Below are 14161 nucleotides of genomic sequence, written 5' to 3'. Positions count from 1 at the left end.
CGGCTTCGTCCCGGTCGATACGTTGGCTATCAATGGGTCCTTGCCAAGGCCAGGAAGAGAGCTCCGCTTGCAGAAGCAGAGCTCCCTAGGGAAGGGTTAAACGAAGGAAAAATCGTCCGGTTGATAGGTGGCGCCGTGCATGAAGACGAACTGATCGAGATGTGCGCCCTCGTCGTTGATCGTCACTTGCCCGGCACCGTCATTCCATGACAGGACCATCTTGTCCTGGGCATTCAGCGACACCTCGACGTCCGATCTTTTCAGGTCCTTGAAAATCAGCGTGTCGTTGCCGTTTCCGGCCAGTTCGATGATGTCGACCCGGCCCGAATTCGACGAGATCATATAGGTGTCGTTGCCGGATTGCCCGGAAAGCTTCTGAAGCCCCCCTGAGGACGCACCGGGGTCAAGCCTGTCATTGCCGGAACCACCCAACAGCGTGTCGTTGCCTGCGCTTCCTTTCAGGAAGTCGTTGCCGCCTCCGCCATTCAGGACGTAGCCGACCTTGGCATCGTCTCCGACGACCCGGTCATCCTTGTCCGCGCCCTTGAAGCGTTCAAATCCGTATTTCGACAATGCAGACGTTGCAAATCTGGATCCTGCCTCCACGACAAGCGTGTCGACCCCGGAACCGCCAATATCTCTCGGCTTCCCGTTGTCCCAGAAAATATCGCCACTGCCGTAGTGGATCGTGTCGTTTCCGGCACCACCGAACATGACATCACGCCCGGCGCCCCCTTTGATGATGTCGTTGCCGGCCTTGCCGTAGAGACGATCGTTTCCAGGACCGCCGAGAAGGGTATCGTCGCCGGCGTTTCCCTGGAGGATGTCGTTGCCGCCGCCACCGCTCAGACGGTAATCGACACCTGCTTCGTTGCCGACGACGCGGTCATTCTTGTCAGCCCCCAGAAAACGCTCAAACCCGTACCAGGAGAGACCGGAGGTATTGAAGACCGAGCCCTTTGCGATGACGAGCGTATCGACCCCGGCACCGCCGATGTCTCTGGGAACACCGTTGTCCCAGAAATCATCACCGTTGGTATAAGTGACCGTATCATCGCCGTTACCGCCAACAGGCGGCGGCGTTCCGCCTCCTTCGGACCCGTCCTTGACGTCAATCTTGACGTTCTTGCCGGAAATCGAAAAGCTCTTCTCGATGGTTCCGTCGATCCCGCTCCCGGTGAACTTTGCGGTATAGGACCCGTTTGCAAGCGCAATGCTGTATCCGCCTCCCGGATCCGTCGACTTCGTTGCAACGGTCGTTCCGGAAGAATTGACGATCGTGACCGTTGCCGACCCCAGTTCTTCGCCAATGTCATAAAACTTGTCGCCGTCTGCATCGTCAAAGATGACACCCGTGACATAGTTCTTGGTCGTACCGGCAAAGTTCTGTGTGCCGTAACTTGTCGAATGCCCCGCATCGCTCGGATGGCCGCCGACGGCATCGCCGATCCCGATCACGGTGTAATCCGAATTGAGAATATTGGCCCTGTGCCCGGTAGAGTTCATCCAGCCGGTATGCATGCCTTCAACAATTGCCTGCGGAACATAGGCCCCGGATATCGGCTTGTGCTGGTTAAAGGGATTGTAGGCGATATTCTCGCCCATCGGATATTCGTTCCACCCTTCTGCCTTCATGCGATCCCAGGGGCTCGATCCACCCGCCCCCGTATGATCGAGCACGCGCCCGGATGCCATCCATTCAGAGTGTTTCTGCGCGGCAGCGTTGATCGGCGCGGCGGAGGCAAGCGGCTCCAACCCGGCCGCCAGCCTCTCCTTGTTGACAAGCTCCAGGATCAACTGTTCGCTGGAACTGAGCTTGTTCACCGGATTGTTGACCATTGCGTTTCCTTTCCTGCTGCAAATTTCACGCGAGAGGCTCGGCGCGAATTCTGGCGAAAGAAACGCCGCATTGCGGAAGCAATTGGCAAAAGATGTGTCAGAAAAATTGTCCCGCTGTACGGGCAACCTGGGTTGTTGGTGAAAATGAAAATGTGACAATCATAAGCTATTGAATAAAAAGATTTTTCTTAACAATAGCTGCTAAGACGCGCATCATCCAACGCGAGCGCACAACAGCGCACTTTCGTTTGAGTTCACATCAGTTGTGCACAAATACTATTCAAAAATCTCCAAAGTGGTGCAAATAAATCGGATTTGCTTCAAATTTATAGATAGATATCAGATTAATTAACTGTCAATTACAGTATTATTTCGTCATTTGAACCATATTATTTCGAAAATAACTTCAAGAACAGCACCACGAGCGCGCGCAAGCTTTCCCAGCTGGCGGGCGGTTTTCACCGGCACGCTGAAGGCAATGATGAAGGCTTCATACGCGGGCAAAACGACAGCCGCCCGGCGGATCCCGGTTAGTGCCACGCCGCCTCGCTCAGGATTTGACCGGATAGCGGTCTGCTTCCTCGAAGACATCAATCACCTTGGTCCCGGCCTTGATGACCGCGCCGTGTTCTGCCCCGCTCGGAATGTTGTAAATCGCGCCCGGCCCGAGCGTCTTGGTTTCTCCAGCGATCGTGAATTCGATTTCGCCGTCGAGCACAGTGCCCCATTGGGCAAGATGGGAATGCGGCGGCAGTTCCATGTCCTTTTGAAAGTCAAAAAACACGACCAAACCGGCATCCGAGCGGATTGCGTGCGAGGTCACGACATCTTCCGGAAACGGAATGTCCAATGCGGGAAATTTCTTTATGAATTCCGGAAGCTGCATACTGTCTCCTCCAAGTGCGCATTCGTTCGCGACATGGCCACAGTGCATGGTCGGCGATTTGCGTTCAAGCGATCTTTTCCAATTGAGCAAAAGGGTTCATCAATGGCGCGGCTCCCTTTGGAAACCGACACACAGCGCTGTCGCAAGCTGCTTTTTCTCTTGAAATGCATAGACTTGAAACCAATTCCGGACTCTAAATCTGATAAAGTACGGGGCAACGGTTTTCCCGGCCCCGCTTGCTCTTTTACGCGACGAGCGACAGAAGCAACCCGCCGACGGCAGCCAGCAGCAGTGTCCAGATCAGGTTCACGTGGAGGCGCAGCAGCAGCAACGCGCACAACGCCGCGAGCACCGGAACCCGCCAGTCCAGGCTTGAAACATCCGGAACCCAAAGTGTCAGCCAACCCAGATGCCTATGCGTGACGGTTTCGAATAAGACATGAAGGGCAAACCAGAGCGACAGATTGAGGACGACGCCGACCACAGCGGCGATGATCGCCGACAATGCGGACTTCAGTCGAGGTTGAGACGAAATCCAGTCGATATAGGGCGCACCTGCAAAGATCCAGAGGAAACACGGCACGAAGGTTGCCCAAAGAGCAACCGCCCCACCGGCAAAACCGAGCGCAATTCCGCCCTCATGATACGCGGCGACATACCCGACAAATTGCGTCACAAGGATCAGCGGTCCGGGCGTCGTTTCGGCAAGACCAAGCCCGTCCATCATTTCACCCGCTTCGAGCCAACCGTGAAGAGCGACAACGTCTTGCGCCATATATGCCAGAACCGCATAAGCGCCACCGAACGTGACAACCGCGAGTTTGGAAAAGAACCAGCCAAGATCGCCAAGGATCGGTGCACCGCTCGCCCAGGCAACAGCCGCGAGCGGTCCGAGCCAGAGGCCAAGCCCAACGGTAACAACACCCAATGTTCGGGTGAAAGAGGTTCTGATCGGAACCTGTTTCTCCGGCGCTGCCTGTACCGTCGCATCCATGAAGGCGGCACCGTAAAGGGCAGCGGCCAAGACGATCATCGGAAATGGCGGCGACAGGAAAAAGATGGCCGAGAAGGCAAGGACTGCGACAACCCACTGCCGCCGCTCCGTCAGTGCACGTTTGGAGAGCCTGAGAAGCGCCTCGACAACAACAATCAGCACGGCTGCCTTAATACCCAGAAACAACTGGCTGATGGTCGGCTGATGGCCATATGCGGTGTAAACGAAAGCAAGCCCGAAAATCGCCAACGCACCTGGAATGACGAACAGGAGACCCGCCAGCAAACCTCCCGCAATTCCGCGCAGCTTCCAGCCGCAATATGTTGCCAGCTGCATGGCCTCCGGCCCTGGCAACAACATGCAGAAGCCGAGTGCGTTGACATAGGTTTTTTCTGACAGCCAACCGGTCTCGTCTACCAGCTTGCGATGCATCAGGGCGATCTGGGCCGCCGGTCCACCAAAGGACAGAAGGCCGATACCGCCGAAGACGGAAAAAAGCCGCTGCCAGGAGGCGTCGCCGCTCTGCGGCAGACGCGCGCCATCGACCGGCTTTCCGGTGAAAGTTGGTTGCGACGACATGATATCAGCCTTTCCTGCCCGGAGCCGGCCAATCATGTCCTTCGTCTGTCGCATCGCGCGACCAGCGGTAGAAGGCGTCGTAGAGACTCATGCCTGCCTCCAGTTGCTGCAGGTCGTCCTTGTACATCCGTGACAGTCCAAGCGAGGCAGCAAGCAGGCCGGCAGCCTCGGGTGCGAGATCATGCCGATTGGTGTCCGCACCGCGCACGATCATGGCGAGTTTCGAAAGTGGTTCGGTTTGTAGAGCGAACTCCTCCAGCATCGTGTCGAAGCTGCACATTTCTCCGCGATGGCTCCAAAAGACATTTTCAACGTCGAACGGCGTTGCATTGAATTTTTCCGCAACCGCTTCAACCTGCGCCGGAGACACAAACAGAAACTGCGCTGCCGGATCCACAAACCGGCGTATCAGCCAGGGGCAGGCGATCCGGTCAATCTTGGGCCTGTGGCGGGTTACCCAGACGGTTTGCCCCTCCCCGTTGCGTCTTGGCAGGCAGGCTGCAGGCACCATCGGCTGGCCAGCTTCGCGCCATGCGATACAGCCGCCTTCAAGGATTTCGGCCGCGACACCGTTGGACCGCAAAAGGGCAGCAGCGCCCTCGGAGAGCTTTAACCCTTTCCAGCATGCGATGACGACCTTTCGTCCACGCAGACGAGTTGCAATCTCGTCGATTTTTGTATGCGGGTGCCGGAAGGATCCGGGGATAAGGCAGGGATCATCGTTGAAATCCTCGTCGATGCGCGCATCGACAATCACCGGCGCATCCGGTGTTCCGATCAACCTTGCAAGCTGGGAAACGGTAATTGTGTTCAGAGACGGCATGGCGCGTCCTCCCGTTCAATAAGGGTTCAAGGACGCGAAACTTCAGCTTACGCCTCACGGGGTGTTCGCTCGCCCCATGGGACCTAAGTGCCAAAAGGGAGTAGACCTGTCAAGAACACCGACGAGGCCAGAGCCAAACTCACCCGTTCAGGACATCCTTCACAGTTGTCGCAAGTTGCTTCAGTGTGAACGGTTTAGGCAGGAAGAAGAACTGTTCGCCCTCGGGAAGGTTTTCCTCAAAAGCGTCCTCGGCATACCCTGAAACGAAAATAATCTTCAGATCGGGCTGGGTCTTGCGCAGCTCGACAAGGAGCGTCGGCCCATCCATTTCCGGCATCACCACATCGGAGACGACGAGGTCGATCTCACCATCGGTCTCTTCCATGACTTCGAGCGCCTCATTGCCCGACCCTGCCTCGTGAACCGTATATCCCCGGGAAGCCAGGGCACGGGCCGCGAATGCCCGGACCGCCTCTTCATCCTCGACCAGCAGAATGCAGGCAGATCCCGTGAGATCCGCAACCTTTTCCGGTTCGCTTTCCCTGGGCTCAGGCTTCGGCTCTTCAGTAACTTCGGGAATGTGCCGCGGCAGGAAGAGGCGGAACGTCGTGCCGGTATCGACTTCGGAAGTGCAGAAAATGAAGCCGCCGGTCTGCTTCACGATACCGTAGACGGTCGACAGGCCAAGCCCCGTTCCCTTGCCGACTTCCTTGGTAGAGAAGAATGGATCGAAGATCTTTTCCATGATCTCCGGCGGCATGCCGTGACCCGTGTCTTCCACTTCGACCAGCGTGTATTCGCCCGGCGGCATCCCGCGCGTATTTTCGAACTGGGTGGATTCGCTTTCCAACACATTGCGCGTGCGGATGATGAGACGGCCGCCCTCGGCCATCGCGTCACCCGCATTTACCGCCAGGTTGACGATCACCTGCTCAAGCTGATTGAGATCGGCCATGACCGGCCACAGGTCACGCCCGTGGATCACTTTCAGCTCGACTTTCTCGCCAAGCAGCCTGTCGAGAAGGATCGACAGATCTCCGAGAACGTCATTCAGCTCAAGTTGCTGCGGGCGCAGGGTCTGCCGCCGCGAGAAGGCCAGAAGCTGACGCACGAGGCCAGCTGCGCGGTTGGCATTCTGCTTGATATTCATGATGTCCTGGAAGGACGGATCCGTCGGCCTGTGGCTTGCCAAAAGCAGATCTGAAAATCCGATGATCGCTGTCAGAACATTGTTGAAGTCGTGCGCGACACCGCCGGCGAGCTGGCCGATGGCCTGCATCTTCTGGCTTTGCGCGAATTGTGCTTCCAACGCCCGTTGCTGAGTTGTTTCCAGCGCATAGACGATTGCGGTTTCACCGTCCCCTTCCCCGTCCTGCACGGCGGAAACGTAGAAGGTTGCCGAGCGGGGATCATTGCCTTCCACAAGCGGAATGTCGATCGGGGCGATTTCACCGATGCCGTTCGCGGCGGCCGACAAGGCCTTGGACAGTTCCTCGCGGCCGCTGTCGGCGACATAGGCTTCCAGCTTCGGGGATTCGTCGACGGAATCCACCGCCCCGAACAGTTTGAGGAACGGCGCGTTTGTTCTGAGAACCCTGCCATCATTGTCAAGCGAGGCAATCGAAATCGGCGTGTTGTTGAAGAAACGCGCAAAGCGGACCTCGGAGGCCCGCAATGCTTCCGAGGCTTCCTCGCCTCGTGACCGGTTGAGCACCAGCGTGCGGCTGTCGCCCGGTTGCCCGTTCTCGCCGAAAGGAACGCGATGCAAGAGGCGCACGGCGAGCCCGCGACCGTTGCGGGTCACAAAATCGAGGTCGAAGGTCTCGCTCTTGACCTCACCTGCCTGTCCTTTGACCGACCGGATAAGCTCCGTTCCGTCTCCGCGGACAATTTCAGACAAGTCGAGATCGCCGGCATCGAACTGGGCAAGATCATAGCCGAGCCAGTCGGCAAGCGTGGCGTTCAGATAGACGATGCGACCCTGCGCATCGCAGGAGAAGAAACCTGCTGGTGCATGGTCGAGGAAGTTGATGACCCGCTGCAGTTCCTGGAAGGAGTTTTCCTGTTCGGCACGGTCCCGTGTAATGTCGGCAAGTTGCCAGATCGCCATTTTCTTGCCGCCGCTTTCGCTGGACGGCACCAGGGGACGAACCGACACACGATACCAGCGTGCCGTTCCCTCGACGCGGCCCAGCGGAAATGGCATGCGGATTTCTTCTTGCGCCTTGCGCCCGTCACGCATCGCCTGCGACAAGCGGAAAATCGCATCGGCAGCATCGGGATCAGAGGAAAACACCCGCTCAACGACACGAATGTCGGCAGCCGAGTCAACACCGGTCAGATCTGCATACGCCTTGTTGGCATAGACAAGCCGGCCGTCCATGTCCGTGATCAGAGCACCGTCGTCCATGCTGTCGACGAAGGCAGACGCAAGTGGATTGGCTTCTCCAGGACGAGCAGAAAGGCGCAGAAACCCGATGGCACCGGCAAACAGGCAAAACACGCCGACGACGGCCAGAATGCCGAGCAGCGCAAGGATAAACGGCTGCGCGACTTCCCGGTCCATGACCGCAAAGGCCGCAGCTGCCCCTAGAAGCAACAGCGCAAGGCCTATTAGCAGGCCTATATTTCCGGACCGCTCCGGCCGGCTGATCATAGGCCCGCCCGGCGCTCCGTCCATGTCACTCATACATCCTGTCTCCCGGCCCGATTCGCTTTACCTTGGGCCGTTTATAAGCATTCTGTGCTTACACCCTAATTTCAACTGATATGAAGCTTACTTCTGTTGAAATTCACGCGTTTGGCGCGGACATACAGAGTAATTTCAGCCATGGGAACGATTACGCGCACTCAGTCGGCTCTCCATGATGCGCGTTTGCGCATGCGGAAGACGAAGCCGATGACCTCCGCAACCGCCTTGTAGTGCTCTTCAGGAACCTCCTGATCGATCTCCACGGTTGCGTGAAGTGCTCTGGCAAGAGGTGGATTTTCAACGATCGGGATCTCGTGTTCCTTGGCGACCTCCCGCATTTTCAGCGCGATCGCGTCAGTGCCCTTGGCCAGGCACAAAGGCGCCCCCATGCCTTCCTCGTATTGCAGAGCGACGGCATAGTGGGTCGGGTTGGTGACGACAACCGTTGCCTGGGGAACCGCAGCCATCATGCGTTTGCGTGAGCGTTCCATCCTCAACTGGCGGATTTTCCCCTTCACCTGGGGATCACCTTCCGTCTGCTTGAATTCCTCCTTCACCTCGCGCAGCGACATCTTCTGCTTATTGAACCACTTGTTCTTCTGGTAGATGAAGTCGGCGCCGGCCACGACGGTCATAATCACGAGAATTGCCGCCAGCAGCTGCAGCACCAGCACCCAGACTTCTTCCAGGATGACGCCCGTCTCGGCGAAGATGATAATTTCCGCCTCATCCCGGTGCGGCCACATCACGGCAACCATCGCCGCACCGACAATGGTTATCTTGAACATTCCCTTGGCGAAGTTGACCAGGCTGTCCGCCGAAAACAGACGCTTGAAGCCGGACAGGGGGGAAATTTTCGAGAGCTTCGGCTTGATGGTCTCACCGGTAAACAGGGGCTGGTGCTGGATAAGATTACCGGCGATCGCCATCACGAGCAGGGCAACCATCGGCAGCCCGACGATCAGAGCGACAGATTGACCGGTGTCGCGCCAAAGCGCCTTCAACGCATAGCCGTCGACCGGGATCTGGTGGGCATGCTCCAGGTAGCCTTTCATCAGCTCGCCCAGCGACGAGGCTGCACCCGGTGCGAAAATGGCAATCATCAAGGTCGCGCCGGCGAGCGTGAACCAGGTGCTGACTTCCTGCGATTTGGGAACGTCCCCCTTGTCATGCGCTTCTTTCAAGCGCTTTTGCGTGGGGTCCTCTGTCTTTTCTGAGTCGTCGGTATCGTCTGCCACGGCGATGCCTTACCCTACTATGAACTTCCCGAGCGATTCCTGGAAATGATCAAGATAGAACATCATCAGGGTCGCAATCAGGACCATAAGAAGCAACAACCCGACGGCGATGTTCACGGGCATTGCGATGAAGAAGATCTGCATTTGCGGCATCAGCTTGTTGAGCAGGCCGAGACCGAAATAGAACACCAGTCCGACAACCAGAAAGGGTGCGCTCATACGAACGGCGATCGTGAACACATGCGCAACGGTTTCCGTAGCGTTCTGTGCGAAATCACTGACCGGAGGCACATTCCCGGGCGGAAAAACGGTGAAGCTGTCATAAAGGGCGGCAATGATCAGGTAGTGCGAGTCCGTCACAAACACCAGTGTGATGCCCAGAACCGCGAGAAAGTTACCGTAGAGCGCGCCCTGTTGCCCTTCATTGGCAATGTCGGTGCCAAGCGCGAAGGCAAGGCCTGACTGGTTTGCCATGATCATCCCGGCAATCTGCAGGACGGACGTGATCAGCCGGGCACACAGACCGATACCAAAGCCGATCGCCATTTCGCCGCCCAGCAGCACGATCAGCTGCGGAAGATTTGCCGTCAGGTTCGGCGGATAGAGCGACGCTGCGACAGGATACATCACAAGGGTCAGGGCGAGCGCGATCGTCAGCCGGAAGCGCATCGGAATGGAGCTTTCCCCCAATGCCGGCAGCAGCATCAGCATCGTGCCGAGACGCGCGAACATCAGCAGGAAAGCGGCAGCAACCTCTGGCAGGAAATCAAGCTGTATGGTCATTGCTCACCCAGCGCCGGACGCCTCAACCGGTCGTCAGGATCATTTCCGTCACGCGCCCCATGAATGCTTCGAGCAGCTGACTCATAAACGGGAGCGTGACAAGGATCGTGACAAAAATGGCAAGGATTTTGGGAACGAACACCAGCGTCATTTCCTGGATCTGCGTGAGCGCCTGGAACAGGGCGATGACAACACCGACGACCAGACCGATCACCATTGCTGGCGCCGCCACGAGTATCATTGTCCAGACGGCTTCACGCGCAAGATCAAGGACTTCACCTCCGGTCATGAATGCACTCCCCCGCTAATCCGGATCAGATCGGCATCCGCATGATTTCCTCATAGGCGGAAATCACACGGTCGCGCACCGCAACCATGGTCTCAAGAGCCATCTCGGTCTCCGCCACGGCTGTCACGACATCAACGACGCCTGTTTTGCCCTCGATCATGCCGATGGCCTGTGCATCTGCCTGCTGGCCTTTGTCGACGACGGTATCAACCGCCTCTTTCACCATTTGCCCGAAATCGACCGACGTCCGGTCGGGAGCACTTTCTTCAACAGTTCGCGCCTGCTGTTGCAGCTTGGCTGCCAGCTGGTAGGCATTGTTTGCAATAGACGGAGTGGTCACGGCTCCTGCCCCCTTGTTTGTTCAATCCTGCGATCAGGCTCGCAGGATATCGATGGTCCGCTGCAGCATGCGCCGCGTGGATTCAATAACGTTCAAATTCGCCTCGTAAGAACGCTGCGCCTCGCGCATGTCAGTGGTCTCGATCAAAGTGTTCACATTCGGCTGCAACACATACCCGTTCTCGTCCGCCGCCGGGTGTCCGGGCATGTATGTTGATTTGAAATCCGACGTGTCTTCCGCGACTTTGCCGAGCTCCACTTTTTCGGCTCCGAGCTCCTTGTCGAAGTGGCTCTTGAAGGTTGGAATTTTCCGCCGGTAAGGGTCCTCCTCAGGCGTACGCGCCGTGGAGTTCGCGTTGGCGATGTTCTCCGCGATAATGCGCATCCGGCCGTTTTGTGCCTTCAATCCACTCGCGGAGACAAACAGTGATTTAATCAGATCCATTCAAGCGATCCTCCTAAGGTGTTCCGGGTGTTACGCGCTTCTTGCAAGCGCCGTCCGGATTAGCCCCAGCCCTTTTGTGTAAAGGCTCGTTGCAGCCTGGAAATCCATCTGGTTCTGCGTGATTTTCATCATCTGCTCTTCCAGATTGACGTTGTTGCCGTCAGGCGTGATTTCAAAGGTATCCAGCTTCTCAACCTTGGCCGGGAGATTTCCGGAAATCGCTCCTGAAATGTGGCCAACCTTTGTCACTTTTGTCGATATGGAGGCATTTTGAAGACCAACATGGTCCGCAAAAGAATACGATTCCAGGTCCCTGGACTCGTATCCGGGCGTGTCAGCATGCGCGATATTTTCCGCCAGAACGCCCTGACGTGTCTGATGCCATTGCATTTTCGACTTCAGTGCCTGGAAGATCGGCAAATCCGTAACGGCCATTTCATTCACCTTCCATTAACCAACTAGGCAATCATTGCCGCCCAAATGGTTAATGAATAGTTAACGAATTCCCGGACATATTTGGTAAGGCATTCAAAAATCAGTGGAAGAGACAGACTTTCTTTTGCATTTCGCGAAATCGACCCTCTCTACAACAGGCAATATTTGCCTGCTTCTGTTAACTTTAACCCCTAGAGAGATTCGATGCGTATCCGCAAGTAATACGGGAAAGCCCTTGAAGGACTCAGGACAGCTTCCCGCTAGAGGCACAGATTGTGTGCCTGCAGACAGAGGCCAGCGGCAAGAGTGCCGGCAGAAGCCGGAATTACTGGGGATAAGCGCAAAATTCCTCAATTGCGGCAGGAGCCTGCGGTAACGGGAACACACGATCAGTTCGCTGGCGGGGCGGCATGAGGTAAAAATGTACGACTGGATTGAATCGACTTTCAGCGTGAGCGGCGGTGCAACTCAGGCAATTGCAGTGGTTTTGGCGCTCGTCGTCGTGTTGCTGCTCTTCAGTCTCTTTGTTTTCGTCCTCAAACGGCTGATGGGTTCGAATGCTCCCCTAAACAGAAGCCGGCAACCCCGTGTCGCCGTGATGGACAGCACGACTGTCGACACACGCCGGCGCCTGGTATTGATCCGCAGGGACAATATTGAACATCTTTTGCTGATTGGCGGGCCAAGCGATGTTGTCGTCGAGCAGAACATTGTTCGCAATGCCCCGATCGCGGGGGGCCGGCACATGCCCAACGCATCTGCCCCGCAAACGGCGCAGCCTCAGTTGAAGGTTCCAACGGCACCCGGCCCGGATATCCCGCTCAGGCCTGACGAAATCACCCCGCAGCCGGAAACTGCCCCCCGCAAAAGCCCGTCTGTATCCACACCCGTTCGACAGGCCTCAGCAGGTTCGTCCGCGCTCACAGCGGTGAAGTCTGTAATGCAGGAAACGACTGCACGCCCCACGCCCCCGCAAGGTGGCGGCGAACCCGTGCCTTTTGAGGCAGCACCTCGCAAAGATCAGCCGGAACAGGCGTCTGCAGAACCTGTTCGAAGCTCGAATACGGCCGCCAGTCTGCTGCGTGCGGCAACACAGAACGGTTTCAACCGCTCAACGAGCACCTCTCAGACACCGAAAATGGAACCGGTCGCCGCAACTCCCGCGGAAACCAGCCCCGTCGAAGCACCCGCGGTAAAACCGGAGCCTCAAGCGATTTCGGAATCCGCGCCCGATAGAACGGCAGAGACCGGGTCTTCATTTCGCAAGCTCGCCCGCTCGATTGCCGGACGGGAGCGCCCGCCCCAGCCGGGACATACCATCACGCCGCCTGCATCAGGACCTGCGGCGCGGGCAAAGACTGCCCTACTGAAACCTGTTGAGACACCGCAGATCACAGAGGATACCGAAACCCTGGTGGCTGAACCCGGCGCTCAGCGCCATGACGAGATCGTGGAAAAGTCAGAGATCAACAATACAATGGCTGAAGATCTGAGCACCGCCACCACAGAGGCGACCCCGGAGATCGACGCCGATTTGTCTCACAGCATCTCGGAGGCAACGGCCGAGCCAATCGCGGAAACCGTCGTTGACCACGATCAGGAAGAAATCGGCGCCATGCCGGTTGAGCCTGAACCGGCTGAAAAGCTGACCGCATCGGCCGAAGAAGTCGAGACACAAGAGGCGCCGCCTCAAAAGGAAATCAAGCTGGAGCTGGATTTGGCCGACCTCATGGAAGAGGACGTCCCGCCCAGCAAACCGGACGAATACGCACCCGACAAGAAAGCCGAGACGGATCGGCGGCCTGCGCAAACGCAGGTGCAGGCCACAAAGACGCCCGCACAGGCTTCCACCACTTCAGCGTTGCTTGACATCGTACCGGGCGCGCCGCAAGGACAAGCTGCTCCGAGGGTTGTTCAAGGACTTGGCGACAAGAACCCGATCGAGGACGAAATGGCCAAAATCCTCTACGAATTGGGCGGACAGCCAAATCAATGATCCAAGACCGTCGCGTTGAGTGGCAGGACCGGTTCGTAAGGGTTTTCCTTGCATTTCTGGTCGCGATGGTCGCATTTGCCGCGCCCGCGTCTGCCCAGGAGATCTCTGTCGGTTTTGGAGACGATGCCAGCCTGACCGAACGTGCGGTTCAGCTGGTCATCCTGCTGACCGTCCTTTCGCTCGCACCGTCCATTCTTGTCATGATGACAAGCTTCGTGCGTATCGTCGTTGTCCTGTCACTCTTGCGCTCGGCTATCGGACTTCAGACCGCCCCGCCGAATATGGTGATGGTGAGCCTCGCACTCTTCCTCTCCGCTTTCATCATGATGCCAACGCTGCAATCAGCCTACGACGCTGGCGTTCAGCCGCTGGTTGACGGCGACATAGAGTTCGAACAGGCCTACGAGCGCGCATCGGACCCATTCAGAACCTTCATGTTGTCGCAGGTTCGTGAAAAGGATCTGGAGCTGTTTCAGGAATTGTCCGGACAGGACGAGCCTCAGGGACCGGAAGATCTCTCGATGGCAATCCTCATTCCGGCATTCATGATTTCCGAACTGCGACGCGCATTCGAGATCGGATTTCTGCTCTACCTGCCATTTCTGATCATCGACCTGGTCATTGCGTCGGTACTCATGTCGATGGGTATGATGATGTTGCCGCCGGTGGTCATTTCCCTGCCCTTCAAGCTCATTTTCTTCGTTCTGGTTGACGGCTGGAATCTCGTAGCCGGTTCGCTCGTAAAGAGTTTCGGTGGCGGCTGACGTCCGCCAAACATCCCTAAAAGTAGAAGAAAATTAATCTAAACATGTAAATATTCGCA

Annotated in this window: 13 protein-coding genes; 2 read left to right on the top strand and 11 right to left on the bottom strand. The window is 57.0% G+C overall.

Annotated elements, in window-relative coordinates:
* Positions 1-96 precede the first annotated feature (96 nt).
* The 11 genes from Q0915_RS05545 to flgB all read right to left on the bottom strand — a co-directional run bounded on the left by Q0915_RS05545 (position 97) and on the right by flgB (position 11342).
* Entirely contained in the window at positions 97-1839 is a 1743-nt protein-coding gene (locus Q0915_RS05545) for a CAP domain-containing protein (protein WP_299474433.1), read from the bottom strand.
* A gap of 550 nt (positions 1840-2389) precedes the next feature.
* Positions 2390-2725, bottom strand: a complete 336-nt coding sequence (locus tag Q0915_RS05540; protein WP_299474430.1) for a cupin domain-containing protein — start codon at positions 2723-2725, stop codon at positions 2390-2392.
* A gap of 244 nt (positions 2726-2969) precedes the next feature.
* Positions 2970-4298, bottom strand: coding sequence for a chromate efflux transporter (gene chrA, locus Q0915_RS05535; RefSeq protein ID WP_299474427.1), 1329 nt, complete (start codon positions 4296-4298; stop codon positions 2970-2972).
* A 4-nt stretch (positions 4299-4302) separates the two neighbouring features.
* Positions 4303-5121: a sulfurtransferase/chromate resistance protein gene (locus tag Q0915_RS05530; protein WP_299474424.1), complete on the bottom strand. Its 819-nt coding sequence runs from the start codon at positions 5119-5121 to the stop codon at positions 4303-4305.
* 139 nt (positions 5122-5260) lie between these two features.
* Entirely contained in the window at positions 5261-7810 is a 2550-nt protein-coding gene (gene cckA / locus Q0915_RS05525) for a cell cycle histidine kinase CckA (RefSeq protein ID WP_299474421.1), read from the bottom strand.
* Positions 7811-7971: 161 nt separating this feature from the next.
* Positions 7972-9051, bottom strand: a complete 1080-nt coding sequence (gene flhB, locus Q0915_RS05520; protein WP_299474418.1) for a flagellar biosynthesis protein FlhB — start codon at positions 9049-9051, stop codon at positions 7972-7974.
* 9 nt (positions 9052-9060) lie between these two features.
* On the bottom strand, positions 9061-9834 hold the full coding sequence (fliR, locus tag Q0915_RS05515) for a flagellar biosynthetic protein FliR (RefSeq protein WP_299474415.1): 774 nt from the start codon (positions 9832-9834) through the stop codon (positions 9061-9063).
* A gap of 22 nt (positions 9835-9856) precedes the next feature.
* Positions 9857-10123, bottom strand: a complete 267-nt coding sequence (gene fliQ, locus Q0915_RS05510; protein ID WP_299474412.1) for a flagellar biosynthesis protein FliQ — start codon at positions 10121-10123, stop codon at positions 9857-9859.
* 25 nt (positions 10124-10148) lie between these two features.
* Positions 10149-10463: a flagellar hook-basal body complex protein FliE gene (fliE, locus tag Q0915_RS05505; protein ID WP_299474409.1), complete on the bottom strand. Its 315-nt coding sequence runs from the start codon at positions 10461-10463 to the stop codon at positions 10149-10151.
* A gap of 33 nt (positions 10464-10496) precedes the next feature.
* A complete protein-coding gene (gene flgC, locus Q0915_RS05500) occupies positions 10497-10907 on the bottom strand; it encodes a flagellar basal body rod protein FlgC (protein ID WP_299474406.1) in 411 nt (136 codons plus the stop codon).
* 30 nt (positions 10908-10937) lie between these two features.
* Entirely contained in the window at positions 10938-11342 is a 405-nt protein-coding gene (gene flgB, locus Q0915_RS05495) for a flagellar basal body rod protein FlgB (RefSeq protein WP_299474403.1), read from the bottom strand.
* Positions 11343-11763: 421 nt separating this feature from the next.
* Between flgB and Q0915_RS05490 the strand changes: the two genes are divergently transcribed.
* Both Q0915_RS05490 and fliP read left to right on the top strand, forming a co-directional pair.
* Complete coding sequence (locus Q0915_RS05490; protein ID WP_299474400.1) at positions 11764-13338, top strand: flagellar biosynthetic protein FliO; 1575 nt, start codon at positions 11764-11766, stop codon at positions 13336-13338.
* A 65-nt stretch (positions 13339-13403) separates the two neighbouring features.
* On the top strand, positions 13404-14102 hold the full coding sequence (gene fliP, locus Q0915_RS05485) for a flagellar type III secretion system pore protein FliP (RefSeq protein WP_299474719.1): 699 nt from the start codon (positions 13404-13406) through the stop codon (positions 14100-14102).
* Positions 14103-14161: the final 59 nt, after the last annotated feature.

This window comes from uncultured Roseibium sp., from assembly GCF_947494555.1.
Taxonomy (GTDB): Bacteria; Pseudomonadota; Alphaproteobacteria; order Rhizobiales; family Stappiaceae; genus Roseibium.
This window is presented reverse-complemented; position numbering and strand designations above follow the sequence as displayed.

Bases quoted from the DNA above. Each gene is read 5' to 3' on its own strand.
- fliR (WP_299474415.1), bottom strand. From the start codon at position 9,834: ATGACCATACAGCTTGATTTCCTGCCAGAGGTTGCTGCCGCTTTCCTG.
- chrA (WP_299474427.1), bottom strand. From the start codon at position 4,298: ATGTCGTCGCAACCAACTTTCACCGGAAAGCCGGTCGATGGCGCGCGT.
- flgB (WP_299474403.1), bottom strand. From the start codon at position 11,342: ATGGCCGTTACGGATTTGCCGATCTTCCAGGCACTGAAGTCGAAAATG.
- fliQ (WP_299474412.1), bottom strand. From the start codon at position 10,123: ATGACCGGAGGTGAAGTCCTTGATCTTGCGCGTGAAGCCGTCTGGACA.
- flgC (WP_299474406.1), bottom strand. From the start codon at position 10,907: ATGGATCTGATTAAATCACTGTTTGTCTCCGCGAGTGGATTGAAGGCA.
- Q0915_RS05530 (WP_299474424.1), bottom strand. From the start codon at position 5,121: ATGCCGTCTCTGAACACAATTACCGTTTCCCAGCTTGCAAGGTTGATC.
- cckA (WP_299474421.1), bottom strand. From the start codon at position 7,810: ATGAGTGACATGGACGGAGCGCCGGGCGGGCCTATGATCAGCCGGCCG.
- fliP (WP_299474719.1), top strand. From the start codon at position 13,404: ATGGTCGCATTTGCCGCGCCCGCGTCTGCCCAGGAGATCTCTGTCGGT.
- Q0915_RS05490 (WP_299474400.1), top strand. From the start codon at position 11,764: ATGTACGACTGGATTGAATCGACTTTCAGCGTGAGCGGCGGTGCAACT.
- Q0915_RS05545 (WP_299474433.1), bottom strand. From the start codon at position 1,839: ATGGTCAACAATCCGGTGAACAAGCTCAGTTCCAGCGAACAGTTGATC.
- Q0915_RS05540 (WP_299474430.1), bottom strand. From the start codon at position 2,725: ATGCAGCTTCCGGAATTCATAAAGAAATTTCCCGCATTGGACATTCCG.